At 67.4% G+C, this 24,730-nt stretch carries 26 protein-coding genes and 1 pseudogene; 9 read left to right on the forward strand and 18 right to left on the reverse strand.

Going from position 1 to position 24,730, the window contains the following annotated elements; translation table 11 throughout:
• The first annotated feature begins 4 nt into the window (after positions 1-4).
• The 3 genes from carB (at position 5) to O5K39_RS19030 (ending at position 4,230) form a co-directional block, all read left to right on the forward strand.
• Positions 5-3,301 (forward strand): carbamoyl-phosphate synthase large subunit, encoded by a 3,297-nt coding sequence (gene carB / locus O5K39_RS19020; RefSeq protein WP_271145159.1) that lies wholly within the window; start codon positions 5-7, stop codon positions 3,299-3,301.
• Between the two features lie 66 nt (positions 3,302-3,367).
• A complete protein-coding gene (locus O5K39_RS19025; RefSeq protein WP_271145160.1) occupies positions 3,368-3,781 on the forward strand; it encodes a hypothetical protein in 414 nt (137 codons plus the stop codon).
• A complete protein-coding gene (locus tag O5K39_RS19030) occupies positions 3,778-4,230 on the forward strand; it encodes a PIN domain-containing protein (protein ID WP_271145161.1) in 453 nt (150 codons plus the stop codon). Before O5K39_RS19025 ends, O5K39_RS19030 begins: the two co-directional genes overlap by 4 nt.
• A 105-nt stretch (positions 4,231-4,335) precedes the next feature.
• On the opposite strand, the gene lpdA is transcribed toward O5K39_RS19030, so the two are convergent.
• The 5 genes and pseudogenes from lpdA to O5K39_RS19060 form a co-directional block, all read right to left on the reverse strand.
• A complete protein-coding gene (lpdA, locus tag O5K39_RS19035) occupies positions 4,336-5,739 on the reverse strand; it encodes a dihydrolipoyl dehydrogenase (RefSeq protein WP_271145162.1) in 1,404 nt (467 codons plus the stop codon).
• Positions 5,740-6,226: 487 nt separating this feature from the next.
• Positions 6,227-6,721: a hypothetical protein gene (locus tag O5K39_RS19040; RefSeq protein ID WP_271145163.1), complete on the reverse strand. Its 495-nt coding sequence runs from the start codon at positions 6,719-6,721 to the stop codon at positions 6,227-6,229.
• 1 nt (position 6,722) lies between these two features.
• The gene (locus O5K39_RS19045) at positions 6,723-8,477 is read right to left on the reverse strand and encodes a 2-oxo acid dehydrogenase subunit E2 (protein WP_271145164.1); all 1,755 of its coding nucleotides are present in this window, start codon (positions 8,475-8,477) and stop codon (positions 6,723-6,725) included.
• Positions 8,477-9,545 (reverse strand): annotated as a pseudogene (locus O5K39_RS19050) (alpha-ketoacid dehydrogenase subunit beta). The gene O5K39_RS19045 and the pseudogene O5K39_RS19050 overlap by 1 nt, the downstream one beginning before the upstream one ends.
• A gap of 53 nt (positions 9,546-9,598) precedes the next feature.
• Positions 9,599-10,852: a 3-methyl-2-oxobutanoate dehydrogenase (2-methylpropanoyl-transferring) subunit alpha gene (locus tag O5K39_RS19060; RefSeq protein WP_271145166.1), complete on the reverse strand. Its 1,254-nt coding sequence runs from the start codon at positions 10,850-10,852 to the stop codon at positions 9,599-9,601.
• 171 nt (positions 10,853-11,023) lie between these two features.
• Between O5K39_RS19060 and O5K39_RS19065 the strand changes: the two genes are divergently transcribed.
• From O5K39_RS19065 to O5K39_RS19080, 4 genes are all read left to right on the forward strand, one after another.
• Positions 11,024-11,512, forward strand: coding sequence for an Lrp/AsnC family transcriptional regulator (locus O5K39_RS19065; protein WP_271145167.1), 489 nt, complete (start codon positions 11,024-11,026; stop codon positions 11,510-11,512).
• A 95-nt stretch (positions 11,513-11,607) separates the two neighbouring features.
• A complete protein-coding gene (locus O5K39_RS19070) occupies positions 11,608-12,393 on the forward strand; it encodes a class I SAM-dependent methyltransferase (protein WP_271145168.1) in 786 nt (261 codons plus the stop codon).
• 47 nt (positions 12,394-12,440) lie between these two features.
• Positions 12,441-13,985 (forward strand): 2-polyprenylphenol 6-hydroxylase, encoded by a 1,545-nt coding sequence (gene ubiB, locus O5K39_RS19075; protein WP_271147197.1) that lies wholly within the window; start codon positions 12,441-12,443, stop codon positions 13,983-13,985.
• 21 nt (positions 13,986-14,006) lie between these two features.
• The gene (locus O5K39_RS19080; protein WP_271145169.1) at positions 14,007-14,501 is read left to right on the forward strand and encodes a hypothetical protein; all 495 of its coding nucleotides are present in this window, start codon (positions 14,007-14,009) and stop codon (positions 14,499-14,501) included.
• 27 nt (positions 14,502-14,528) lie between these two features.
• Here O5K39_RS19080 and arfB read toward each other — a convergent pair whose 3' ends face one another.
• The 9 genes from arfB to O5K39_RS19125 form a co-directional block, all read right to left on the reverse strand.
• A complete protein-coding gene (gene arfB / locus O5K39_RS19085) occupies positions 14,529-14,933 on the reverse strand; it encodes an alternative ribosome rescue aminoacyl-tRNA hydrolase ArfB (RefSeq protein ID WP_271145170.1) in 405 nt (134 codons plus the stop codon).
• On the reverse strand, positions 14,930-15,424 hold the full coding sequence (locus O5K39_RS19090) for a YaiI/YqxD family protein (RefSeq protein ID WP_271145171.1): 495 nt from the start codon (positions 15,422-15,424) through the stop codon (positions 14,930-14,932). The genes arfB and O5K39_RS19090 overlap by 4 nt, the downstream gene beginning before the upstream one ends.
• Before the next feature lie 158 nt (positions 15,425-15,582).
• Positions 15,583-16,950 (reverse strand): amidohydrolase family protein, encoded by a 1,368-nt coding sequence (locus O5K39_RS19095; RefSeq protein WP_271145172.1) that lies wholly within the window; start codon positions 16,948-16,950, stop codon positions 15,583-15,585.
• Positions 16,950-18,428, reverse strand: a complete 1,479-nt coding sequence (locus O5K39_RS19100) for an amidohydrolase (protein ID WP_271145173.1) — start codon at positions 18,426-18,428, stop codon at positions 16,950-16,952. Before O5K39_RS19100 ends, O5K39_RS19095 begins: the two co-directional genes overlap by 1 nt.
• Before the next feature lie 86 nt (positions 18,429-18,514).
• Positions 18,515-18,793: a DUF167 family protein gene (locus tag O5K39_RS19105; protein WP_271145174.1), complete on the reverse strand. Its 279-nt coding sequence runs from the start codon at positions 18,791-18,793 to the stop codon at positions 18,515-18,517.
• An 8-nt stretch (positions 18,794-18,801) separates the two neighbouring features.
• A complete protein-coding gene (locus O5K39_RS19110; protein WP_271145175.1) occupies positions 18,802-19,176 on the reverse strand; it encodes an ammonium transporter in 375 nt (124 codons plus the stop codon).
• Complete coding sequence (locus tag O5K39_RS19115; protein ID WP_271145176.1) at positions 19,173-19,469, reverse strand: autorepressor SdpR family transcription factor; 297 nt, start codon at positions 19,467-19,469, stop codon at positions 19,173-19,175. Before O5K39_RS19115 ends, O5K39_RS19110 begins: the two co-directional genes overlap by 4 nt.
• A 106-nt stretch (positions 19,470-19,575) precedes the next feature.
• Complete coding sequence (locus tag O5K39_RS19120) at positions 19,576-20,505, reverse strand: FAD-binding protein (RefSeq protein ID WP_271145177.1); 930 nt, start codon at positions 20,503-20,505, stop codon at positions 19,576-19,578.
• Between the two features lies 1 nt (position 20,506).
• On the reverse strand, positions 20,507-21,271 hold the full coding sequence (locus O5K39_RS19125; protein ID WP_271145178.1) for an electron transfer flavoprotein subunit beta/FixA family protein: 765 nt from the start codon (positions 21,269-21,271) through the stop codon (positions 20,507-20,509).
• Positions 21,272-21,405: 134 nt separating this feature from the next.
• Here O5K39_RS19125 and O5K39_RS19130 point away from each other — a divergent pair, with 134 nt between their 5' ends.
• Together O5K39_RS19130 and O5K39_RS19135 are read left to right on the forward strand one after the other, a co-directional pair.
• Positions 21,406-21,747: a hypothetical protein gene (locus O5K39_RS19130; RefSeq protein WP_271145179.1), complete on the forward strand. Its 342-nt coding sequence runs from the start codon at positions 21,406-21,408 to the stop codon at positions 21,745-21,747.
• Positions 21,747-21,965 (forward strand): DUF4287 domain-containing protein, encoded by a 219-nt coding sequence (locus O5K39_RS19135; RefSeq protein WP_271145180.1) that lies wholly within the window; start codon positions 21,747-21,749, stop codon positions 21,963-21,965. The genes O5K39_RS19130 and O5K39_RS19135 overlap by 1 nt, the downstream gene beginning before the upstream one ends.
• 7 nt (positions 21,966-21,972) lie before the next feature.
• Here O5K39_RS19135 and chrA read toward each other — a convergent pair whose 3' ends face one another.
• From chrA to O5K39_RS19155, 4 genes are all read right to left on the reverse strand, one after another.
• Entirely contained in the window at positions 21,973-23,184 is a 1,212-nt protein-coding gene (chrA, locus tag O5K39_RS19140) for a chromate efflux transporter (RefSeq protein ID WP_271145181.1), read from the reverse strand.
• Positions 23,185-23,316: 132 nt separating this feature from the next.
• Positions 23,317-23,889, reverse strand: coding sequence for a cob(I)yrinic acid a,c-diamide adenosyltransferase (locus O5K39_RS19145; RefSeq protein ID WP_271145182.1), 573 nt, complete (start codon positions 23,887-23,889; stop codon positions 23,317-23,319).
• Between the two features lie 13 nt (positions 23,890-23,902).
• Complete coding sequence (locus O5K39_RS19150) at positions 23,903-24,109, reverse strand: twin transmembrane helix small protein (protein ID WP_271145183.1); 207 nt, start codon at positions 24,107-24,109, stop codon at positions 23,903-23,905.
• Positions 24,110-24,170: 61 nt separating this feature from the next.
• Positions 24,171-24,680, reverse strand: a complete 510-nt coding sequence (locus O5K39_RS19155; protein ID WP_271145184.1) for a GNAT family N-acetyltransferase — start codon at positions 24,678-24,680, stop codon at positions 24,171-24,173.
• Positions 24,681-24,730: the final 50 nt, after the last annotated feature.

Genomic DNA, 24,730 nt, shown 5'->3' on the forward strand with positions numbered 1-24,730 from the left:
CGCGATGCCCAAACGTACAGACTTGAAATCCATTCTGATTATCGGCGCGGGGCCCATTGTCATTGGGCAGGCATGCGAGTTCGACTACTCCGGAGTCCAGGCGTGCAAGGCGCTGAAGGCCGAGGGATATAGGGTCATCCTGGTCAACTCCAACCCGGCCACGATCATGACCGATCCGGACATGGCCGATGCGACCTATATCGAGCCGATAACGCCGGAGTTCGTCGAGCGGATCATCGCCAAGGAACGGCCGGATGCCCTGTTGCCGACCATGGGCGGGCAGACGGCGCTGAATACGGCCCTGGCGCTGGATGCGTCGGGCGCTCTGGCGAAGTACGGCGTCGAGATGATCGGGGCCAAGGCCGAGGTCATCGACAAGGCCGAGGATCGCCAGAAATTCCGTGATGCCATGGACAAGCTGGGCCTGGAATCGCCTAGGTCCAAGGCGGCCCACTCGATGGAAGAGGCGCTGGAGGGGCTGGAGTTCGTCGGCCTGCCCGCCGTGGTCCGCCCGTCCTTCACCCTGGCCGGCACCGGCGGCGGCATCGCCTTCAACCGCGAGGAGTTCGAGGAAATCGTCCTGCGCGGCCTGGACCTGTCGCCGACCACCGAGGTGCTGATCGAGGAATCCGTCCTGGGCTGGAAGGAGTACGAGATGGAGGTGGTCCGCGACACGGCGGACAACTGCATCATCATCTGCTCGATCGAGAACATCGACCCGATGGGCGTCCACACGGGCGACTCCATCACCGTGGCCCCTGCGCTGACGCTGACCGACAAGGAATATCAGCGGATGCGGACCGGCTCGATCAACGTGCTGCGCGAGATCGGGGTCGAGACCGGCGGATCCAACGTGCAGTGGGCGATCAATCCCGCCGACGGCCGGATGGTCGTGATCGAGATGAACCCGCGCGTGTCGCGGTCCTCGGCCTTGGCGTCCAAGGCCACCGGCTTCCCGATCGCCAAGGTCGCGGCCCGTCTGGCCGTCGGATACACCCTGGACGAGCTCAAGAACGACATCACCATGGTCACGCCGGCCTCGTTCGAGCCGAGCATCGATTATGTCGTGACCAAGATTCCGCGCTTCGCCTTCGAGAAATATCCGGGGTCCGAACCCCTGCTGGGCACATCGATGAAGTCGGTGGGCGAGGTCATGGCCATCGGGCGGACCTTCCAGGAATCGATGCAGAAGGCCCTGCGCGGGCTTGAAACCGGCCTGTCGGGTTTCGACGAGATCGAGATCGACGGCATGGCCGACGTCGCCGACGACGCCTCGGCCCGCGCCGCCGTGATCCGGGCCCTGGGCCAGCCGACGCCCGACAGGATCCTGGTCATCGCCCAGGCCTTCCGCCACGGCCTGTCGGTCGAGGAGGTCAACGCCGCCTGTTCCTATGAACCGTGGTTCCTGCGCCAGATCGCCGACATCGTGCGCGAGGAAGGCCATGTCAGGGTCAAGGGATTGCCGACCGAGTCGACCGAGTTCCGCAAGCTGAAGTCCAAGGGATTCTCCGACGCGCGCCTCGCCACCCTGACCGGCACGACCGAGAAAGCCGTGCGCAAGGCGCGTCGCGACCTGTCGGTCCGGCCCGTGTTCAAGCGCATCGACACCTGCGCCGCCGAATTCGCCTCGGCCACCGCCTATATGTATTCGACCTATGAGACCGGCGCGCTGGGCCAGATTCCCGAGTGCGAGTCCGAGCCTACGTCATTGAAAAAGGCCATCATTCTGGGTGGCGGGCCGAACCGGATCGGGCAAGGAATTGAGTTCGATTATTGCTGCTGTCACGCGGCGTTTGCGTTCGCGGACATCGGCGTCGAGTCGATCATGGTCAACTGCAACCCCGAGACCGTGTCGACCGACTATGACACCTCCGACCGGCTGTATTTCGAGCCCCTTACGGCCGAGGACGTGCTGGAGCTGATCGAGGTCGAGCGGTCGAAGGGCGAGCTGATCGGCTGCGTCGTGCAGTTCGGCGGCCAGACCCCGCTGAAGCTGGCCCACGCCCTGCACGAGGACGGCATCCCCATCCTGGGCACCAGTCTGGACTCCATCGACCTGGCCGAGGACCGCGAGCGGTTCCAGCAGATGCTGCAGTCGATCAACCTGCAACAACCGCCCAACGGCCTGGCCCGCTCGGCCCAGGAAGCCGCCGACAAGGCGGACGAGGTCGGGTACCCGGTTGTGCTGCGCCCATCCTACGTGCTGGGCGGGCGCGGCATGATGATTGTCCACGATCGCGAGCAGCTGGACCGCTATGTCGGCGAGGCGATGCGGGTCTCGGGCGACGATCCGGTCCTTATCGACCATTATCTGAACCGCGCCACCGAGGTGGATGTGGACGCCATCTGCGACGACGAGACCGTCTTCGTGGCGGGGGTACTGGAGCATATCGAGGAAGCCGGGGTGCACTCGGGCGACAGCGCCTGTTCGATGCCGCCCTTCTCGCTGTCCCCCGCCATCATCGCCGAGCTGAAGCGCCAGACCGAGGCCATGGCGCGGGCGCTCAAGGTGCGCGGCCTGATGAACGTGCAGTTCGCGATCGAGGAGCCCCATTCGGCCGAGCCCCGCATCTTCGTTCTGGAAGTGAACCCGCGCGCCTCGCGCACCGTGCCCTTCGTGGCCAAGACGATCGGCGAACCGGTCGCCTCCATCGCCGCCAAGGTGATGGCGGGCGTGCCGCTCAAATCCTTCGGCCTGGCCGACAAGCCGTACGACCATATCGCGGTCAAGGAAGCCGTCTTCCCGTTCGCGCGGTTCGCGGGCGTCGACATTATCCTGGGCCCCGAGATGCGGTCGACCGGCGAGGTCATGGGCCTGGACTGGAAGCGCGACGGCGAGGCCGATATGGCCCCCGCCTTCGCCCGCGCCTTCGCCAAGTCCCAGATCGGCGGCGGGACAACCCTGCCCACGACCGGCTGCGCCTTCGTCAGCGTCAAGGACGACGACAAACCCTTCATCAAGGAGGCCGTCGCCGGCCTGATCGCCCAGGGCTTCAAGGTCATCGCCACCGGGGGCACCGCGACCTATCTGGCCGAACAGGGTCTGGCCGTGACCCCGGTCAAGAAGGTGCTGGAAGGCCGCCCCAACATCGTCGACGCCATGAAGAACGGCGACGTCCAGCTGGTCTTCAACACCACCGACGGCAAACAGGCGTTGCAGGACTCGTTCAGCCTGCGCCGCACCGCCCTGATGATGAAGATCCCCTACTACACCACGGCGGCAGGGGCCCTGGCGGCGTCGCAAGGCATCGCGGCGATCAAGGCCGGCGAGCTGGATGTGAAGGCGATCCAGGAATACTGAGCGGGCTTCGCTAGGGGGCCCTGGGGGGTCCTCGACGGGCCGGGCGGTGTGTGCCATGCTACGGCCATGACCGCCCGCACCGTCATCCGGGACTATGTGATCTGGAGCAAACACCTCCACGGCGATCTGACCCTTCCTGCCCGGATCGAGGCGCTGGAGCCCGGCGAGACGATCGAGCTGGCCGTGGACGGGGTGCCCGGAACCTGGGCGAAGATGGCGCGGGGCAAGGACGGCCGGACCACGCCCGGCATACGGCCCGTGGGGCGGGCACAGGCCTTCTGGCGCGAGCTGTATGAACACAGGCGGGGGAACGAGGTGTCGGTGAGGCCGGTCGAGGACGACGGACCCCTGATCTCGCCAACGACTGCACGAACGCCGGAGGCGCGGGAGGCTGCCATCCAACGCCTGTTCGCGCTGAGCGGGCGAGGGTTCATGTCCGACGGGACCCCGTGGACGCGAGATGAAATGAACGAGCGTTGATCACGCTCGATTCCAATGTGCTGCTCTATATGACCGACAATCGCGACCCCGTGAAACGTGCGATCGCCTTTGATGTCGTTCGGTCACTGGCTATCGCCAGAACCCGGATTTCATTGCAGGTCGTCGGCGAAACGCAGAACATCCTGCGCAGGAAGTTCAAGAGATCGGCCCTCGAGGCGGCGACCGTCGGCCGCGAGATCGTTCAGGCGTTTGACCTGGTCTCGCCGACCGCCGCTGACGTGATGGTCGCACTCGATCATCTGGAAACCGGCCGCCTCAGCTATTGGGACGCGCTGTTGCTGTCCACCGTGGCGCGGGCCGGCTGCACGGCCATGATGACCGAGGATCTGCAGGACGGGGCGGCGATCCTGGGCGTCGAGATCGTCAATCCATTCGCGGACGGCGGCCTGTCGGACCGGGCGAAGGCCCTGTTGGGATCGGCCGCCTGAGCCGGGGATTTGCAACGGGTGAGACTGTCGCCAGGACTGTAAGACGCCAACCCTGTGGTCGGGCCGTTGGAATAGGCACCGAGGGCGGCCCGTCCGTTACCGCCCTCAGATGTGGATCGCGTGCCCGAGGGCCCTCAGCGTCGCCTCGTGGAAGGCCTCGCCCAGGGTTGGGTGGACGTGGATAACGCCTGCCACATCTTCCAGCACCGCGCCCATTTCCAGCATCTGGGCGAAGCTGTTGGACAGTTCGGCGACGTGCTGGCCGACGGCCTGTACCCCCAGCAGTCGGTGATCGGCCTTTGACGCCAGAACGCGGACAAAGCCGCCGTCCTCGCCCGCCTCGATGGCGAGAGCCCGGCCGATGGCGGCCAGGGGGAAGACGGCGGTGATGACGTCGTCCCGGCCCTCGACATCCAGCGGGCCCAGACCTGCCGAGACGATTTCCGGCTCGGTGAAACAGACGGCGGCGATCGTCACCGGATCGAAGCGCCGGTCATGCCCGGCAATGATCTCGGCGACCACCTCGCCCTGGGCCGAGCCCTTGTGCGCCAGCATCGGTTCGCCGGTCAGGTCGCCGACGGCCCAGACGTTCTTCATGTTCGTCGCGCAGCGGTCGTCGATCTTCACGAACGGCCCGGCCATGGCGACGCCCATGTTTTCCAGACCCCAGCCCTTGGTCCGGGGGCGGCGCCCGACGGTGACCAGCACCTTGTCTGCCTCGAGTTGCAGCGGTTCGCCGTCCTTCGTCGTGACGTTCAGCTTGCCGTCCCCGAACCCGCCGGCGCGCGCCCCGAGATGCAGCTCGACGCCGTGGTTCGTCAGCCACTTCATCACCGGATCGGTCAGGGCCTTGTCGTAGAGCGGCAGGATGCGGTCGGCCATCTCCACGACCGCCACCTCTGCCCCCAGCTTGCGATAGGCGATGCCAAGCTCCAGCCCGATATAGCCGCCGCCGACCACGACCAGCTTGTTCGGCACCGCGTCCAGCGACAGGGCCTCGGTCGAGGAGATCACGTCGCCCCCGAACGGCAGGAAGGGCAGTTCGACCGGCTCCGACCCGGTAGCCAGGATCACATGCTCAGCCGTGATGGTGATCGGCCCGTCGTCGGTCTCGACGCGGCAGGTCTTGGCGTCGGCAAAGGTCGCCCAGCCCTTGATGACCCTGACCTTCGCCTTCTTCAGGAGGGCGGCGACGCCGACGTTCAGCTTACGGACGATCCCGTCCTTCCAGGCCACGGTCTGGGCCAGATCGATCGCGGCCTGCGACGCCGTGATGCCCAGGGTGCCGTCCCCCGCCGCCTTGGCCACCGTCTCGAACTTGGCGGCCGCATGGATGATCGCCTTGGACGGGATGCAGCCGACGTTCAGACACGTCCCGCCGAGCCCCGCCGAGCCGTCCACCAGCACGGTGTCGAGACCGAGCTGGCCGCAGCGAATGCCGGCGACATAGCCGCCGGTGCCCGCGCCGATGATGAGGACTTTGGTTTTGATCTGTTGGGTCTGGGTCATTGGCGTCCTCGCAAGGGCTGGCCGCCTCGGTGCGACTGCCAAGCCCTCAACATGAAATCAGTGTAGTCGGCACCGGCTCTCAGGATGTACAGCCAACGCCTGTCGGCAAGGCCTTCTGGGTTGGCCATGACGATAACCTTCAGCCCGTTTGGAGGCGATCCCTCGGCTTGCTCGTCGCCGATGAAGACCCAGTTGGTGCAAGCCCCAACCTCGTAAAACAGACGATAGGGCTGCGGCGATACCGGCCCCCAGATTGCCGCTGTCGGCCTCACTGTGAAATCTAGGTTGTCTTGATACGGGCCGCTCGCGACCACGTTCTCGATCCTTGCCTCGTAGATGACCGTTACCGCGCGCAGGTCACTATCCCTGCCCTCGACCGAATTCCTGTCTGCGGGAGGCGAACAAGCCGAGGACGGTGAGGCGAGCCAGATGCAAGCCGAGGCCAAGGCTGCGCCGAAGGTGGAAAACGTGGTCCTCTGTATCGTAGTCATCGGGCCAATCGCGCCTTCGAGGCGAGGTCAAGCAGGGCCCGGACCATCAGGTCGCTCTGGTCCTGCGGATCGACGGCGACATTGGCACCCTCGCCGATGAAGCGGGGGTCGGCGGGGACGGTGGCCAGAACCGCCTGTCCGACCGCAGGCGTCCAGCCGACGTAGCAGACCGGATGGGCGTTCCAGTTGACGATCAGGGGCGCAGCCGGAACCTCGCCCTTGACGGTGTGCAAGGCCTCCAGCGTCGCCCGCCCGAAGGCCTCGCACGCAGTGGCCCCCGGCATCCCCGGCTCGATCCGCGCCCGCGCCAGATACGCACGGCAGGCGGCGGCGTCCCCCGCCTCGACCGCCGTCACCCGCCCCACGAATACCGCCCGCGCCTCGGCGATCTCGGCCGCCGTGTCGCGCGGCATGGGCACGCAGGCCAGGGCCGAGGTGGCGAACAGGGAGGCGGCGACGAGGGCGGCGGCGACCGGGGCGAAGGTCTTCATCTCATCCCATCCAAAGCGTCGCAGGCTGTTCCAGCAATCCCTTGATCCGCTGCACGAACACGGCCGCGTCGTGGCCGTCGACGATGCGGTGATCGAAGCTGGACGACAGGTTCATCATCTTTCGGATGACCATCTGGCCGTCCTTGACCATGACCCGTTCGGCGATCTTGTTGGGGCCGACGATGGCGACCTCGGGGTGGTTGATGATCGGGGTGTGTACGACCCCGCCCAGCGTGCCCAGCGAGGTGATGGTGATGGTCGAGCCGGACAGTTCCTCGCGTTTGGCCGAGCCGTCCTTGGCCGCGCCCGAGACCCGCGCGATCTCCAGCGCCGTCGCCCACGCATCGAGCGCCTCGGCATGACGGACCACCGGCACCATCAGCCCGTTCGGCGTCTGGGCGGCGATGCCCAGATGCACGGCGGCGTGCTGGGTCAGGACCCCGGCCTCGTCGTCATAGGTGGCGTTGATGCTGGGCTGGTCCCGCAACGCCACGACGATGGCGCGGGCAATGAAGGGCAGGATGTTGAGCTTGGGCTGATCCTTGGCCTTGGTCGCGTTCAGGTGGGCGCGAAGCTCCTCCAGCGCCGTCATGTCGATTTCCTCGACATAGGTGATGTGCGGGATGCGCCGCACACTCTCGGCCATCTTCTCCGCGATCTTGCGACGCAGGCCGATGATGCGGACCTCGGTGGTGCCTTCGGCCTTGGCGAACATCGTCGGCGCCGACGATCCGGACACGGACGGTTGTGTCGATCCGTGGGTTAGGAAGGCGTCAAGGTCGTCATGGCCGATGCGTCCGGCCGGGCCGGATCCTGGGACGAAGGCCAGGTTGATGCCCATGTCGCGGGCGCGGTTGCGCACGGCGGGGGAGGCGAGGGGGCGGACACCGGGGGTCTGCGCGGTGCGGGCGACGGGGGGCAGTGGCGTGGCGGATGGAGCCCCTCCACCACCTGCGGCGGTCCCCCTCCCCGCTGCGCGTGGAGGAGATGCATCGGCGACCGTCTCCTCCCCGGTCGCGCTTGCGACTGGGGAGGGGGACCGCGAAGCGGTGGAGGGGCTGGCGGCCAAAGGCTCGCTGTTCCCCGCCCCTTCGACGCTGAAGGTCACCAGCGGGCCGCCGACGGGCGACTGGGTTCCGGGCTGGCCGTGCAGGGCGGCGACGACACCCGCGACCGGTGATGTCAGCTCGACCGTGGCCTTGTCGGTCATGATCTCGGCCAGCAGCTGGTCCTCCTCGACCTCATCCCCGACCGCGACGTGCCAGGCGACCAGTTCGGCCTCGGCCGTGCCTTCGCCGACGTCGGGCAGGCGGAAGATGTAGGTTCCGCTCGAGGCCGGTGTCGCCCCCTCCGTCACGTCGCTATCGCTCCGCGCCACCTCCCCATCCTGCGGATGGGGAGGAGAGATGTCGTCGTTCTCCTCCCCGTCGGCGTCAGCCGATGGGGAGGTGGCATCGCCCTCTTGGGCGATGACGGAGGGGGCGACACCGACGTCAGGAGCGGCGTTCCCCGCTCCCTCCACCTCGAACTCCACCAGCGGCCCGCCGACCGGCGACTGCACCCCCGGCTCGCCGTGCAGGACCGTAACGACACCCGACACCGGCGAGGTCAGCTCGACCGTCGCCTTGTCGGTCATGACCTCGGCCAGCAGCTGGTCTTCCTCGACCGTGTCGCCGACCGCGACGTGCCAGGCGACCAGTTCGGCCTCGGCGGTGCCCTCGCCCACGTCGGGCAGTTTGAAGACGAAACGGCCCATCAGCGGGGTCCTCCGGTCATCACCGATTTCAGGGCGGCGCCCACGCGCTCCGGCCCCGGGAAATATTCCCACTCGAAGGCGTGCGGATAGGGGGTGTCCCAGCCGGCGACGCGCGCGATCGGCGCCTCCAGATGATAGAAGCAGCGTTCCTGGACCAGGGCCGACAGTTCCGCTCCGTACCCGGACGTTTTCGGGGCCTCATGCACGATCACGCAGCGACCGGTCTTCTTCACACTGGCCTCAATGGTGGCGATGTCGAGCGGAACGAGGGTGCGCAGGTCGATGACCTCGGCGTCCACGCCCGCGTACTCGGCGGCCGCCAGCGACACCCAGACCATGGTACCGTAGCACAGAACGGTGACGTCGGCGCCCTCGCGGACCACCCTGGCCTCGCCGATCGGCACGACATATTTGCCGGTCGGGACCTGGGCGACGTCCTGCGCCTTCCACGGCGAGACGGGGTTCTTGTGCCAGCCGTCGAAGGGGCCGTTGTAGAGCCGTTTGGGCTCGAAGAAGATGACCGGATCGTCGTCCTCGATCGCCGCGATCAGCAGACCCTTGGCGTCATAGGGATTGGACGGGATGACGACCTTCAGTCCCGCCACATGGGTGAACAGGCTCTCGGGCGACTGGCTGTGCGTCTGGCCGCCGAAGATGCCGCCGCCATAGGGGGAGCGCACCACGATCGGGCTCGTGAACTGGCCGCCCGAGCGGTAGCGCAGCTTGGCCGCCTCGGAGACGATCTGGTCGTAGGCGGGATAGATGTAGTCGGCGAACTGGATCTCGACGACCGGGCGCAGACCATAGGCGCCCATGCCGATGGCGGCGGCGGACCAGGCCGCATTCGCTGATCGGGGTGTCGAAACTGCGGGTCAGGCCGTGCTTCTGCTGCAGCTGGTCCGTGACCCGGAACACGCCGCCGAAATAGCCCGTGTCCTCGCCGAAGCTCAAGACATTGTCGTCCTCGGCCATCTTGACGTGCAGGGCCGAATTCAGCGCCTGGATCATGTTCATGGGCTGGACGGCGGCGCTCTCTGGCGCGGGTGCGGTCTCGGGACCGTCGGCCATGTCGGGGCCGATGCCGTCGTTCTGGTCTGCGGGGGAATAGGTCTCGCTCATGGTCAGACTCCCACCTCGCCGCGTTGTTCGGTCAGCCGCCAGTCGGGGGTGGCGAACACCTCCTCGAACATCGTCTTCACCGAGGGACGCGACTGGCCCAGGGTGCCGATGGCCTCGGACTCGCGACCGGCCTGACGGACCTGTTCGACGGCGGCTTTCAGCGCCGCCTCGTGGCGCTCGTCATCCCATTCGCCGATGGAGGTCAGGTGCTGACGCAGGCGCTGGATCGGATCGCCGAGCGGCCATTTGTCATGCTCGTCAGCCGGCCGGTACTTGCCCGGATCGTCGGATGTCGAGTGGGGCGCGCCGCGATAGGTGAACAGCTCGATCACCGTCGCCCCCTGGTTCGACCGGGCGCGTTCCTCGGCCCATTGGGTCGCGGCCCAGACCGCCAGGAAGTCGTTGCCATCGACCCGCAACGCCGGCAGGCCGTAACCGATGGCCTTCGAGGCGAAGGTCGTCTCATTGCCCCCGGCGATGCCCTGGAAGGAGCTGATGGCCCACTGGTTGTTGACGATGTTCAGGATCACCGGCGCGCGATAGACGGCCGCGAAAGTCAGCGCGTTGTGAAAGTCGCCCTCGGCCGTGGCCCCGTCGCCGGTCCAGGCGATCGCGATCTTGTCGTCACCCTTGTAGGCGCTGGCCATGGCCCAGCCCACCGCTTGCGGGACCTGCGTCCCCAGATTGCCGCTGATGGTGAAGAACCCATAGTCCTTGGCCGAATACATGATCGGCAACTGGCGGCCTTTGATCGGATCCGAGGCGTTGGAATAGATCTGGTTCATCATGTCGACCAGCGGATAGCCGCGCGCGATCAGAAGCCCCTGCTGGCGATAGGTCGGGAACCCCATGTCCTCGCGCGACAGGATCATTCCCTGTGCCACCGCGATGGCCTCCTCGCCCGTGCATTTCATGTAGAAACTGGTCTTGCCCTGGCGGTGAGCGCGATGCATCCGGTCGTCGAAGGCGCGGGTCAGGATCATGGCGTTCAGGCCGCGCCGCATTGTGTCGGCGTCCAAACGCGGGTTCCACGGCCCGACCGCGGTGCCGTCCTCGTCCAGCACCCGGATCAAACGGAAGGCCAGGTCCATCATCTGCACCGGCCGCGCATCGACGGGCGGACGATCCACGGCGCCCGCGACATCGAGCTTCAGGTGGCTGAAGTCGGGCGTATCCCCCGGCCGCCCGGCCGGTTCCGGCACGCGCAGCGAAAGCGGACGGCTGTTTCGGGTCGAATCGGTCTCGGGCACCGTCATTCCTGGTCTTCCATCCTGCCGAATTGGGGTCTGGCGTCCGGTTGATCCGGCCACGATTGTCTTTATAGCGCCTGATAGCAGAGAGCGCAGATCAAGACTTACTGAACTTTGCCTTGCAATAGGCGGTATCAGGGTATTTTATTGCGCCATAAGAACAATTGGAGAAACGCCTTGGCGGACGAACTGGATCCCATCGACGCGCGCATTCTGGACATCCTGCAACAGGACGCAGGACTGTCGGTCGCGGAGGTCGCCGATCGGGTCGGACTGTCGGCTTCGCCGTGCTGGCGCCGGATCAAGAGACTGGAAGATTCCGGCCTGATCCGCAAGCGCGTGACCCTGCTGAACGCCCAGCTTCTGGGCCTCGACTTCGAGGTCTATGCCATCGTCAAGCTGAGCCTGCCGTCCAACGAAAACCTCGAACTGTTCGAGAAGGCCGTCGAGCAATGGCCCGAGGTCGTCCAGTGCGCCACCATCACCGGCCGCGAGGACTATGTGCTGCGTATCGTGACGTCGGACATGCACGCCTTCGACACCTTCCTCAGGAACAAGCTGCTGACCCTGGGCATCGTCTCGGACTGCGAGAGCCATATCGTGACGCGCGGGGTCAAGAACGTGACCGCCCTGCCGCTCGGCATCATCACCCCGCACGTCAAATAGGCCCAGCACCGAGACGACGCGGCGCATAATATTGACGGGCCGCCGCGACGACGCGGCCCGGTGACGCCGCGCCCGCGACGCGCTAGACCGCGCGGATGACCACGACCTCCCATGGCCCCCATTCCTCGGGCGACACCTCCTCCTTCGGCTTTCGCGACGTGGACGCGAAGGACAAGGTGCGGATGGTGCGGGGCGTGTTCGACAGCGTGGCGTCCAACTACGACCTGATGAACGACCTGATGAGCGCGGGCGTCCACCGGCTGTGGAAGGATGCGGCGGCCTCCAAGCTCAACTGCCGACCGGGCGAGACCATCCTCGACGTCGCCGGCGGCACCGGCGACATGGCGCGGCGTTATTCGAAGATGGCGCGCCGGGCCCAGGAACGGAACGGTGGCGAGGATGCCTCGGTCATCGTGCTGGACTACAATGCCGAGATGATCATGGCCGGGGTCGAAAAGGGCGGCGAGCCCGAGATGCGCTGGACCGTCGGCGACGCCATGGCCGTGCCCCTGCCCGACGCCTCGGTCGACGCCTATTCGATCAGCTTCGGCATCCGGAATGTCGCCGACATCGCCGTGGCCCTGTCCGAGGCGCGGCGGGTGCTGAAGCCGGGCGGCCGGTTCCTGTGCCTGGAGTTCTCGCGCCCCACCACCGAGGCTTTGCGCCGCGCCTATGACGCTTGGTCCTTCAACGCCATTCCGGCCATCGGCCAATGGGTCGCCAAGGATCGCGACAGCTATCAGTATCTGGTCGAGAGCATCCGCCGCTTCCCGGATCAGGCGACCTTCAAGGCCATGATCGAGGCGGCCGGGTTCCGGAACGTCACGGTCACCAACCTGTCGGGCGGTGTGGCGGCGATCCATTTCGGGTGGGCGATCTGACCGCCAATCCCAACGCCTATCGCGTCGCGCCCACCCCGCCCGTCGCGGTGCGGGTGCGCGATCCCCTGGGCGCGGCCTGGCGGCTGATCGGATGGGCTTGGGTGCTGGTCCGCCACGACGCCCTGGCCCCGCGCGAGATCACGCATCTGCTGCCCGGCTGGCTGCGGCCGCTGATCCATTTCATCCATCTGTTCGCCGGACGCGAGGGCCGCGACGGGCGCCCGGGCCAGAGGCTGGGCAAGGCGTTCGAGCATCTGGGACCCGTCGCCATCAAGCTGGGCCAGGTCCTGGCCACCCGCGCCGACATCTTCGGCACCGAGTTCGCCACCGATCTGGGGCGCCTGAAGGACAAGCTGCCGCCCTTTCCCACGGATCAGGCACGGCGCGAGATCGAGCGGTCGCTGGGCCGCACCATCGACAGCCTGTTCATCGACCTGGGCGACCCCATCGGCGCGGCGTCGCTCGCCCAGGCCCACCCCGCCTGGCTGGCCGACGGGCGCAAGGTGGCGGTCAAGGTGCTGCGGCCCGGAGTCGAGCGTCGCGTCATCGGCGGGCTGGAGTCGATGCGGCTGGGTGCCGGCGTCGTCCATCGGCTGGTCCCCGCCGCCCGCCGTCTGGAGCCCCGCGCCTTCGTCGAGACCGTGGCCCGCTCGATGGAGCTGGAGCTCGACATGAGGCTGGAGGCCGCCGCCGCCTCCGAGCTCAAGGACGTGATGGACAAGTCGATCGCCGAGGGCGTCGGCCACATGACCGCCCCCGGCGTGGTCTGGGACGGGGTCGGCAAGCGGGTGCTGACGCTGGAGTGGGCGACCGGCATCGCCATGACCGATCCGCTGGCCGCCGTTCAGCCGGGCCTCGACAAGAACGCCCTGGCCGACAACGTCGTACGCGCCTTCCTGTCCCAGGCGCTGGACCACGGCGTCTTCCACGCCGACCTGCATGAGGGCAACCTGTTCTGCTCGGCCCCGGCCGAACTGACGGCGGTGGATTTTGGCATCGTCGGCCGCCTGGGCCCCGGCGAGCGGCGCTATCTGGCCGAAATTCTCTGGGGCTTTCTGAACCGCGACTATCCCCGTATCGCCCGCGTCCATTTCGAGGCCGGATACGTGCCGCCGCACCATTCGGTCGAGGCCTTCGCCCAGGCCCTGCGCGCGGTGGGCGAGCCGGTCATCGGCAAACAGGCGTCGCAGGTCTCCATGGGCCGGCTGCTGGGCCAGTTGTTCGAGATCACCGCCCTGTTCGACATGCACCTGCGGCCCGAGCTGATCCTGTTGCAGAAGACCATGGTCTCGGTCGAGGGCGTGGCGCGACGCCTGAACCCCGATCACGACCTGTGGGCGGCTGCCCAGCCGGTGGTCGAACGCTGGATCCTGCGCGAGCTGGGCCCCAGAGCCCAGATCCGCGACGGTGTCCGTGAGCTGATTTCGGGCGCCAAGGCCCTGTCTCGCCTCGTCCAGGACCCGCCGGCGCCCAGCCCGACCGTGGTTCAGGTCATCCAGACGCCACGATGGCTGGTGGTTTGTGTCGTTGTCGCAACCGCCGCCTCGGTCGGTGCCCTGATCCTGTCGCTTTGGTCGGTCATTGCAGGATAACGATTTCCCGGAGTTGCCTGCATGAAGTCCGCCCTCGCCGCCGCCGTCCTGATCTCCGCCGCCCTCGCCCTGCCGGCCGCCGCCCAGACCGCACCCCAGACCGGTGCCGCTGCGGGCCGCCTGCCCAACACCTTCGACCAGCCCGCAGCCCCGCCGCGCGCCGCGCCGGTGCCCGCCCCGGCCGAAGTGTCAGAGCCTTCCGACCCCGCCAAGGTCGCCGCCGCCGAGGCCATGCTGCGCACCACCATCGCCGCCTTCCAGGCCGGCACGCCCAACTACGGCGACATGACCCCGGACCTGGCCGACAAGGTCCGCCAGCAGGCCCCGAGCATGGCCCCGATCTTTGCCCAACTCGGCGCGCTGGGGGATATCGCCCATGTCGCCACCCAGGACGGCGCCGAACTGTTCCTGGTCGGTTTCGAAAACGCCCCGACCCAGTGGATCCTCGGCCAGAACGATCAGGGCAAGATCGTCGCCCTGCTGTTCCGCCCGGCCCCGCCGCGGCCGGCAGCCTGATTTCAGGCGGCCGGCCCGGTCCCAGGATCAGTCACCGGGCGTCGGCTTGCCCCGGCCGCTCTTGATGCCCGACCGGTGCGACTTGGCGATCAGCCGCCGCTCCTTCGACGCCCGGGTCGGCCGCGTCGGGACGCGATAGATCGGGGCCACGGCCGCCTCGTCGACCATGGCCTGCAACCGCTCGATAGCGTCGGCGCGGTTACGCTCCTGGGTGCGGTGACGGACGGCGGTGATCAGGATGATGCCGTCCTGGGTCAGCCGACTGCCGGCCAGCTTCATCAGTCGCTGCTTCTGGCCATCCTTCAGCGAGGGCGAATTGACCACGTCGAACCGCATCTGCACGGCGGTCGAGACCTTGTTGACGTTCTGGCCGCCGGGTCCGCCGGCGCGAAAGAACCGGAACTCGAGTTCGTCTTCGGGAATAGCCGTCATGACGGCGCGCCCGGCGGAGGCGGCGGGATCATGGCCAGCGCCTTCTTCGCCCTCACCACTGCTTGGTCGAGCGCCTGGAGGAAGTTCGACCGGTCGCGCGGGCCGAACGGCGGCGGGCCCGAGGTCGCCACCCCCATCGACCTCAGATGCTCGCCCACCATCCGCCCGGCGAGGGCCGAGCCGATGGAATTGGGCGTGAACGCCTGGCCGTTCGACTTGATCGCCTGGGCCCCGGATTTCAGGCAGCGGTCGGCCAGAGGGATGTCGGCGGTGATGACCACATCGCCCGTCACGGCCCGCTCGGCGATCCAGTCGTCGGCGATGTCCGGCCCCGCATCGACCACGACCTGTTCGATCCATTTTTCGCGCGGCGTGTTGATCCAGGAGTTCGACACCACGAACACATGCAGGCCGTACCGGGCCGCCACGCGATAGACCTCGTCCTTCACCGGACAGGCGTCGGCGTCGATGAAGAGGCGGGGCTTGGGCATGGGTGCAGTATATACCTGTCCCTCCCCCTCGGGGGAGGGTGGTCGAAGCGCAGCGGAGACCGGGTGGGAAGGGCAAGGCAAGTCAGCGCCGGTTCGCCTTGCCGCCCCCACCCGGTCGCTTCGCGCCCTGCCCTCCCCCGAGGGGGAGGGAGAAACGGTTACTGGCTGTAGGCCGCAGGCATCCCGTTCGGCCCGGCCCCACCATTCCGATACCGATCCCTGAGCTGGAACTGGCGCGTCTGCATCGGCTGTTCGACGCCCGAGATGAACACCTGGCTGGCCGTGGTCAGGGGCTCCAGCGGGTCGCCAGACCAGACCACGACATCGGCCTGGGCTCCCGGGATCAGCTCGCCGAACGTCCCGCCCTCGCCGAAGATGCGGGCCGGGTTCACCGTCAGGGCCGCGATCGCCGACGCGTAGGGCAGGCCGTGCGAGACGGCGTTGCCGGCGTTGTAGCGGGCCTCGCGCGCCCGGTGGACGGAGCCTTCGTTGCCCTTGATGGCGATGACCACGCCCGCCGCGTTCAGCGCCGCCGCATTTTCCATCCGCGACGCCCGCGTCTCGAGCGATCCGGGCAGGTTGGAAATCGGGTTCAGCAACACTGGGGCCTTGGCCGCCGCGATCTGAGGCGCGACCAGCCAGCCTTCTTCCGCGCCGTCCAGGATGACCTTGACGCCCTCCTCCTGGGCCAGACGCAGGACCTGAAGAATGTCGGACGCCCGGTGGACGGTGACGATCAGCGGCATGGTCCCGTTGGCGACGGGGATCAGCGCCTCCAGATCCGCCCGCGACAGGCTGAGGTCGCGCAGGCCCGCCCGGTCATAGGCCGCCTTGTTGCGCGCATAGAGCCGTACCTCGGCCAGGCTTTCCTTAAACAGCGTGAACTCGGCGCCGCGTGCGCCGCCGGCGACGCCCGCTCCGGCCTCGCCGAACGGCGCGACCATGGCCACGCGCGGTTTGACCAGGATGTCGGTGCCCTGGGCCAGGGTGATGATGGCGGCCTGTCCCGCGAACAGGCCCGGCGACTGGAAGCCGCCTTCGCCCGCGCCCGCGAAATCGGTCTCGCCGTCGTCCTGGTGGTTGCCGTGTCCGCCGCCGCCGCCCGGGTGGGCCGGCACGACGATGGCGCGGGTGATCCCGCCCGTGCGCGCCACCGGCAGGGTGAAGGACCAGGGGTCCAGCCCATAGGAGACGTCGAACGAGGCGCTGATCGTGTTGGCGTTGTTCGACAGGTCGTTCGACCCCGACACCGACGACACCTCGGACCCGCCGAGACCGGAGTCGACCGCGACGAAGCCGGGCGACACCGTCTTGCCGCGACCGTCGATGATGCGAGCACCCGCAGGAGCAGCCCCCGTGCCGACCGAGACGATGGTCGCCCCGTCCATGACGACGGTGCCGTTCTCGATCACGGCGGTGCCGGTCAGCACCTTGGCGCCGGTGATGGCCACGACCTCGGCCGAAGCCGGGACGGCGAGCGCGGTCAGGGCCGCGCCCAGAAGAAGCGTCTTGAGCGAGATACGCATCAGCGGGCTCCTTCAGTCACGTTGGCGGCGGTCAGGCCGTAGCCGGGCTGGCCCAGCTCGAAATCGGACCTCGGCTGATAGGCTGGATCGAACCGGTCATAGGCCTTGGCCCCGTCGATGAAGACCTGGTCGGCGCGCGCGTAGACGCTCAAGGGACTGGCGGACCAGATCACCACATCGGCGCGCTTGCCGGCCTCCAGCGACCCCGTCTCCTTGTCGATGCCGATGGCGCGGGCGGCGTTCACGGTGAACCAGCTGATCGCGCGTTCCTCGCTGATATCGAGCCCCGCCGCACGACCGGCGGCCAGAGCCGCGGCCGCCTCCTGGTTGAGGCGCTGGGTCAGTTCGGGGTCGTCGGAATGGATGACGGCGCACGAGCCTTCGGCCGCATCGACCAAGGCCGCATTGGCCTCGACCGCGTCCAGCCCCTCCATCTTGAAGCCCCACCAGCCGGTCCACATCGCCGCACAGGTGCCGTTGGCCGCAAGCATCGGCGCGACCTTGTAGGCCTCGATGGCGTGGTGGAAGGTCGTGATCTTGTAGCCGAATTCCTTGGCGATATCGAGCATCACCGCCATCTCGTCGGCGCGGTAGCAGTGGTTCTGAACCAGGATCGACCCGTCCAGAACGCCCGCCAGTGTCTCGTTCTGGAGATTGCGCGTGGGGGGCGAGCCCTCACCGGTCTCGCGCCACTTGTCCCACTTGTCCTTGTAGTCGCGCGCCGCGATGAAGGCGGCACGATAGCCGGCGACATTGCCCATGCCGGTCGCCGGGCTCTGGTTGCGCCCGCCATAGACCCGTGAGGGATTCTCGCCACAGGCCATCTTCAGCGTGTGCGGTGCGCCGGGGAACTTCATCCCCTGCATGGTGATCGACGGCACGTTGCGCACCGTCACGCCGCGTCCGCCGAACAGGTTCGCCGAGCCGGGCAGGATGCCGAGCGTGGTCACGCCGCCGGCGCGGGCGGTGTTGAACCCGGGATCCTGGGGCCAGATCGAATGTTCGGCCCAGACCTGGGCGGTGTTCGGGCTGGTCGCCTCGTTGCCGTCGCTCATCCCCTGCACGCCCGGCGACGGATAGACGCCCAGGTGCGAGTGGACGTCGATGACGCCCGGCGTGACGAACCGGCCGCGCCCGTCGATGACCGTGTATCCGGCCGGGACCGGCGTATCGGCCCCGCCGATCGCCTCGACCTTGCCGTCAGCCATCAGGACGACGCCGTTCTCAATCTTCCGGCCCGCTCCGTCGAACACGGTCGCGCCCACGATCGCCGAGTTCTGGCGAGGCAGGGGGGCGTAGGTCGAGGGGAAGGGATCGAGGTTGGCCTGGACGTCCAGCCCGGTCGCCAGCGGCTTGACCTCGGCCTTGTCGGCGGTGTCCTCAGCGGCGGGGGTGGCCCCGGTGGTGGCGCAGGCGCCGAGCGCAAGAACACAGGCGAGGACGGCGAGGCTGGACCCTCGCAGGGCGGAACGAAACATCTGGGGACGGCTCTCCTGATACGCCGACGGCGTGGGTCGAGCCCGATTACAAGAGCGTCACACGCTGTGCGTCAAAGGCGGAAATATTACATTCCTGTAAGACGATCTCCGAGTTCGGCGTCGTCGAGGTCCTCGACATGGATCATCTTCAGCCGCGATTGCCCGCCGCGCGCCAGGGATACCGCCGTGCGGGCGACACCAAGCGACTTCGCCAGCAGCCGGATCAGGGCCGTATTGGCCGCTCCTTCGACGGGCATTGCCCGAACACGGACCTTGAGAACCGGACGGCCCTCCGGGTCGGTGTCCCAGCCGTCGATGCGATCATGAGACGCACCAGGGCTCAGCTTGACGGCCAGCCTGCCCATCGACCGGGTCAGGCGGCCCCGGTCCGGTTCCGCAGCGACAGGCAGTAGGCGAAGGTCACCGTCATGCCGAGGATCACCGCACCGCAACCGACAATCACTGCCGTCATGACCGGCGCGAAGACGAAGGCCCCGGCATAGACGAGACCGCTGATCACCATGGACCAGCCGGCGACGCGCTGGGCCTTGCGGGCACCAGCACCCGGGACGAAGGTCTTGGGGATACGATTGCCGAAGGAGGCGATCATCAGACCGGTCGCCCCCAGCACGATACGCAGGGTCGTATCCTGGTCGATGAAGCCGAGGTTGCGGGCCAGGCTCGCGCAGAGCGCCAGAACGACAATGCCTCCGCCCCAGGCGAGGCTGTTGATCAGGTCCTTGTTCATCTTGCAGGCTCCTGCGTGGGGGACGACGCCCGGGCGTCGAGACCGAACGAATGGACAAAGCCCAGCAGGGCTTCCTCGAGCACCGAGAGTTTCAGGTGATAGATGACGGACTTTCCGGCCTTCTCGGCGTGGACCAGGTCGGCCTCTTTCAGCACGGCGAAATGCGCCGACATGGTGGGTTTGGAGACGTCGAAACGGTCGCTGATCTCCCCCGCGGTCATCGGCCCCTGACGCAGGAGCTGGAGCACCCGCCGGCGCGTGGGATCGGAAAGGGCTTTGAATACCTGGCTCACGCTAAGACAATTAGCTAAACATCGAAATGAGTCAAGTCACCGGGAACACAACATGAAAAAGGGCGCGAAGCTCTCGCCCCGCGCCCTGTTCAAAAGCCGCCCGACGTCAGCCCAGAGCGGTCATCAGCTCCGGAACGACCGTCTTGTAGTCGCCGACGATGCCGAAGTCGGCGACCTGGAAGATCGGGGCGTCGGCGTCCTTGTTGATGGCGACGATGATCTTGGAGTCCTTCATCCCGGCCAGGTGCTGGATGGCGCCCGAGATACCGACGGCGATGTAGAGGGCCGGAGCCACCACCTTGCCGGTCTGGCCGACCTGATAGTCGTTGGGGGCATAGCCGGCGTCCACGGCCGCGCGGCTGGCCCCCACGGCGGCGCCCAGCTTGTCGGCCAGGGGCTCGATCACGGCGTGGAATTCCTCGGCCGAGCCCAGGGCGCGACCGCCCGAGACGATGATCTTGGCGGCGCCCAGTTCAGGGCGATCCGACTTGACCAGTTCCTCGCCGACGAAGGTCGCCTTGCCGGCTTCGGCGCCGGCGACGGTCTCGACCGGAGCCGAGCCGCCTTCGGCCGCGGGAGCGAAGTTGGTCGGGCGGACGGTGATGACCTTCTTGGCGTCCGACGACTGGATGGTCTCCAGCGCGTTGCCCGCATAGATCGGACGCACGAAGGTATCGGCCGAGATCACCTCGACGATGTCAGAGATCGGCGCGACATCCAGCTTGGCGGCCAGGCGAGGCATGAAATTCTTGCCGTCATTGGTCGCGGGGGACAGGATGGCGTCATAGCCGCCGGCCAGACCCAGGACGGTCTTCTCGACATCCTCGGCCAGTTGGTGACCCAGGCCGGCGCTTTCGGCCAGCAGGACCTTGCGGACACCGGCTATCTTCGCGGCCGAATCCGCAGCGGCCTTAGCGCCGGAGCCGACGACCAGGACATCGACGTCACCGCCGAGGGCCAGGGCGGCGGTCACGGTCTTGTGGGTGGTGTCGCGGACAGCCGAACCGTCGTGGTCGGCGATGACGAGAACGGCCATCTTACAGGGCTCCTGCGGTCTTGAGCTTGGACACCAGTTCGGCGGCGTCGGCCACCTTGATCCCGGCGGAACGGGTCGCGGGCGCGGTCACCTTGACTACCGTCAGGCGCGGCGCGGTATCGACGCCGTAGTCGGCGACCGCCTTCATGGCGATCTCCTTCTTCTTGGCCTTCATGATGTTGGGCAGGCTGGCGTAGCGCGGGGTGTTGAGGCGCAGGTCCACGGTCACCACGGCCGGCAGGGTCGCCGCCAGGGTCTGGAGACCGCCGTCGACTTCACGCGTCACGGTCGCCTTGCCGTCGGCGATCTCGATCTTCGAAGCGAAGGTGGCCTGGGGCCAGTCGAGCAGAGCCGCCAGCATCTGGCCGACCGCATTGTTGTCGCCGTCGATCGACTGCTTGCCCATCAGGACCAGGTCCGGCTTTTCCTCATCGACCACGGCCTTGAGCAGCTTGGCGACGGCCAGGGGCTCCAGATCGGCGTCGGACTGGATCAGGATGCCGCGATCGGCGCCCATGGCCAGGGCCGTGCGGATCGTTTCCTGCGCCTGCTGGACGCCGATGGACACCACGACGATCTCGCTGATCGTGCCGGCCGCATGATGCTCCTTGCCCTCCTTCAGGCGCACGGCCTCCTCGACGGCGATTTCGTCGAAGGGGTTCATGCTCATCTTGACGTTGGCCAGATCGACGCCGGTCTGGTCCGCCTTGACGCGGGCCTTGACGTTGTAGTCGATGACCCGTTTGACGGGGACGAGTACCTTCATTGCGCTATCCACACTGTGGTCAAGAATTGGGGCCAGGTAGTTGGCGCAGGGAATGGAACGCGCCGCCCGGCCTGTCAACGTAACGCAACGTGAACTAGACCATCCATCGCACCCGTAGTGTTCAACGAGACCCCATGACCCGCTTCCTGACCACGAAACGCCTGGGCATACTGTTCGCCGGCCTGTTCGCCCTGACGCTGGTCGGGGTGTTCGGCTACCAGCGGCTGTTCCTTGACCCGCAGGAGAAATGCGAGGCCAGCGGGCGGTGGTGGTACGAAGAGGGCCGGACCTGCGAAACACCGCTCTATCTGCCGGACCTGACGGGCCGTCCCGCCGGGGTCTCTCGCGACGAATGGTCGAGGGAACAGGCCCGCGAACTGGTCGAGATCGAACACCGCCTCGCCGCCGAGAAGGCCGCGCGCCAGGCTCAGACCGACCGCGACCGCGCCCTGGTGGAAAAGAACAGCGGCTTCTGATGTCGTTCCAGGCCTATCTCGACAACATCCAGGCCAAGACCGGCAAGACCGCCGACGACTTCGCCGCCCTGGCCACCCGGAAAGGCTTCGTCGCGGACGGCGACCTGGCACCGGGCGTGAAGGCCGGTCAGATCGTGGACTGGCTGAAGACCGACTTCGACCTGGGTCACGGCCACGCCATGGCGCTGGTCGCCTCGTTCAAGGGCAAGCGGGACTGAACCGCGCTCAGCGGAACAGCAGCCAGCCTGCCAGCGCCGCCCCCGCAAGGATGACCGCGATCGCATAGCGGCTCTTCCAGAACCAGACGGCGGCGAAGGCCAGGACGAAGATCGCGACGGCCACCGGGATCGACGGCACGCGTTCCAGGGTCGCCCATCCCAGTTGCAGGCTGGTCGCCGCGATGATCCCGACCACCGCCGCCGCGACCCCGGCCAGCAGTCGGTGCAGCCGCTCGTCGGCGACCACAGCTTCCAGCCGCTCATAGAAGATCATCGAAAAGGCGAAGGCCGGCAGGAAGACCCCCGCCGTCATGGCAAGCGCTCCCGCCCAGCCGCCGACCACGAAGCCGACGAAGGTGCAGAAGATTACCAGCGGTGCCGGAATGACCCCGGCGAAGGCCACTCCGTCCAGAAACGTCCCGTCCCCGATCAGCCCTCGCCCCACCGTATCGGCCCGCACATAGGGGATGGCCGTATAGGCCCCACCGAAGGTCAACAGCCCCGCCTTCAGTCCGGTCCAGAACATGGCCAGGGTTCCGGCGGAGGTACCGATCGCGACACCCGGCTCGACTACGGGCGCGACACGATGAAGCAGCACCGCCACGACGGCGGCGGCCGCGACCACTGCTGTGGCCAGCAACGGCTGCCCGCCCTTGACGAGCGCATAGGCCACACCTCCTGCCAGCAGCACGATCCAGAACCCGACCCCGACGAGCGTCGCGATCAGGCCTGCACCTGCGATGCCCCATAGCCAGCGGTCCTCCAGGATATGGCCGCCGATCTTGTGTACGGCCCGCATGATGACCGCCACCACCGCCGACTGGACGCCCAGGAAGGCTCCGGCCAGCACGCTCATGGCCGGGGCCAGCGACACATAGGCCCAGCCGATCCCCAGCATGATCAGGAACCCGGGCAGCATGAAGCCGAGCCCGGCCAGCAGTCCGCCGATCCGACCGCGTGCCCGCATCCCCAGATGGACGCACAGCTCGTGCGCCTCCGGCCCCGGCAGGACCTGAAGCACCGCCAGCAGGCGGTTGAAGTGGCCGCTGGATATCCCGCGCTCCTGATCGACCAGTTCCTTGCGGATCATGGCGATCTGGGCGACGGGGCCGCCGAAGGCCATGGCACCGAAGCGCAGGAAGCGCAGGAACAGCGCCGGATAGGTCAGGGTGGGCGGGGTGGGTTCAGGCTCGGGTATCGTCAGGTCAGGCGTCGTCACAGGTCATGCTCCGACCCACGCCATCGGCGTGGGAAAAGGAGCGGAGCTTGGACAGGAAGGCCGTCTGATCGGGCGTCCGCATGAGCCCGATGCGCCGAAGCTACGCTGCCGAGATCATCCTGCCAAGCCGGCTCAGCGCGTACCGCCGGGAACCCATTTCACGTCATCGGCCCCGTTGGCGTTGGCCCGGCGGGCGGCGACGAACAGATGATCCGACAGCCGGTTCAGATAGCGCAGGGCCGCCGGAGTGACCGTCGCTCCGGTCTCGACCAGACGGATGGCGTCCCGCTCGGCGCGCCGCGCGACCGTCCGCGCCAGATGCAGATGCGCCGCCAGGGGCGATCCGCCGGGCAGGATGAAGCTGTCGAGCGCGCTTAGGCTCTCGTTCATCCAGTCGATCTCGGCCTCCAGCCGCTCGACCTGGCTGTCGAGGATGCGCAACGCCTCCCAGGCGGGCGGCGGGTCCAGCGGCGTGGCCAGGTCGGCGCCGAGGTCGAACAGTTCGTTCTGGATCCTGCCCAGCATGGCGTCGATGCGGTCGTTCTGGCCTGCATGCAGCCGGGCGATGCCGATGACGGCGTTCAGTTCGTCCACGGTGCCATAGGCCTCGACCCGGGGATCGCTCTTGGACACCCGTGCGCCGGATGCCAGCCCGGTGTCGCCCGCGTCGCCCGTGCGGGTATAGATCTTGTTCAGCACCACCATCGGAATCGACCCGTCACGACCCGTGCGTCGCCTTCCACCACAACCCCAGCATCAGCAGCACGATCGCCGTCGCCTGGAGCACGACCCTAAGCCGCATAAGCTTGTTGGAGTTGGACCGCGCATAGTCGCCGCCGCGATACAGGGAGTAGATGCCGAAGCCGAGCGTGACCGACACCGCCGCCACGGCCAGCAGGATCAGGATGGTGAAGACGTTTTCCATCCGGCCAGTCTACCCCAGGATCGTCCCGGCCGTGAACGGATTCACACCACCGACCGGAGGCTCAATCGCCGCAGTAGCGCATGGCAACGTCGCACCGGGCGTAGCGGCATCCGAACTCGGCCTTGATGTCCGCGTCGTGGGCAAAGCCGTTCTTCTCGTACAGATGAATGGCGGCGGCGCATCGGCTGTTGGTCAGCAGGTACAGGCTCGTCGCCCCCATCTCGCGCGCCCGCGCGATCGCCGCCTGCAACAGGGTCTCGCCGATCTTCAGGCCGCGCGCGGAATCCAGCACCCCCATCTTGGTAAGTTCGTAGCGATCCGCGCCGGTTTTCTGGAGCGCGCAGGTCCCGACCACGCCGAGGCCCGGGACCCGGGCGAACAGGATGTCGCCACCCGGCTCCACGATCCGGGCGCGCGGGTTCTCCAGAACCTCCCGATCGGTGGGCTCCAGGGTGAACATGGTCTGGATCCACTGGGCGTTGATGTCGTGAAAAGCGCCGGCCAGATCGTCCGAGAAGGCCAGGATATCGACCTCGGGTCGCGCCACGGTTTCCAACCTCTGATCCGGCATCACGACCTCCCCACCTGTCTCCCTTCATGACAAGCCGAGACCTGGCGAGG

It is taken from the genome of Brevundimonas sp. NIBR10, assembly GCF_027912515.1.
GTDB lineage: Bacteria > Pseudomonadota > Alphaproteobacteria > Caulobacterales > Caulobacteraceae > Brevundimonas.

Coding starts and splice junctions, on each gene's coding strand:
- carB (WP_271145159.1), top strand. CDS start 5: ATGCCCAAACGTACAGACTTGAAATCCATTCTGATTATCGGCGCGGGG.
- O5K39_RS19025 (WP_271145160.1), top strand. CDS start 3,368: ATGACCGCCCGCACCGTCATCCGGGACTATGTGATCTGGAGCAAACAC.
- lpdA (WP_271145162.1), bottom strand. CDS start 5,739: ATGACCCAGACCCAACAGATCAAAACCAAAGTCCTCATCATCGGCGCG.
- O5K39_RS19040 (WP_271145163.1), bottom strand. CDS start 6,721: ATGAAGACCTTCGCCCCGGTCGCCGCCGCCCTCGTCGCCGCCTCCCTG.
- O5K39_RS19045 (WP_271145164.1), bottom strand. CDS start 8,477: ATGGGCCGTTTCGTCTTCAAACTGCCCGACGTGGGCGAGGGCACCGCC.
- O5K39_RS19060 (WP_271145166.1), bottom strand. CDS start 10,852: ATGACGGTGCCCGAGACCGATTCGACCCGAAACAGCCGTCCGCTTTCG.
- O5K39_RS19070 (WP_271145168.1), top strand. CDS start 11,608: ATGACCACGACCTCCCATGGCCCCCATTCCTCGGGCGACACCTCCTCC.
- O5K39_RS19080 (WP_271145169.1), top strand. CDS start 14,007: ATGAAGTCCGCCCTCGCCGCCGCCGTCCTGATCTCCGCCGCCCTCGCC.
- arfB (WP_271145170.1), bottom strand. CDS start 14,933: ATGACGGCTATTCCCGAAGACGAACTCGAGTTCCGGTTCTTTCGCGCC.
- O5K39_RS19090 (WP_271145171.1), bottom strand. CDS start 15,424: ATGCCCAAGCCCCGCCTCTTCATCGACGCCGACGCCTGTCCGGTGAAG.
- O5K39_RS19095 (WP_271145172.1), bottom strand. CDS start 16,950: ATGCGTATCTCGCTCAAGACGCTTCTTCTGGGCGCGGCCCTGACCGCG.
- O5K39_RS19100 (WP_271145173.1), bottom strand. CDS start 18,428: ATGTTTCGTTCCGCCCTGCGAGGGTCCAGCCTCGCCGTCCTCGCCTGT.
- O5K39_RS19105 (WP_271145174.1), bottom strand. CDS start 18,793: ATGGGCAGGCTGGCCGTCAAGCTGAGCCCTGGTGCGTCTCATGATCGC.
- O5K39_RS19110 (WP_271145175.1), bottom strand. CDS start 19,176: ATGAACAAGGACCTGATCAACAGCCTCGCCTGGGGCGGAGGCATTGTC.
- O5K39_RS19120 (WP_271145177.1), bottom strand. CDS start 20,505: ATGGCCGTTCTCGTCATCGCCGACCACGACGGTTCGGCTGTCCGCGAC.
- O5K39_RS19125 (WP_271145178.1), bottom strand. CDS start 21,271: ATGAAGGTACTCGTCCCCGTCAAACGGGTCATCGACTACAACGTCAAG.
- O5K39_RS19130 (WP_271145179.1), top strand. CDS start 21,406: ATGACCCGCTTCCTGACCACGAAACGCCTGGGCATACTGTTCGCCGGC.
- O5K39_RS19135 (WP_271145180.1), top strand. CDS start 21,747: ATGTCGTTCCAGGCCTATCTCGACAACATCCAGGCCAAGACCGGCAAG.
- O5K39_RS19145 (WP_271145182.1), bottom strand. CDS start 23,889: ATGGTGGTGCTGAACAAGATCTATACCCGCACGGGCGACGCGGGCGAC.
- O5K39_RS19150 (WP_271145183.1), bottom strand. CDS start 24,109: ATGGAAAACGTCTTCACCATCCTGATCCTGCTGGCCGTGGCGGCGGTG.
- O5K39_RS19155 (WP_271145184.1), bottom strand. CDS start 24,680: ATGCCGGATCAGAGGTTGGAAACCGTGGCGCGACCCGAGGTCGATATC.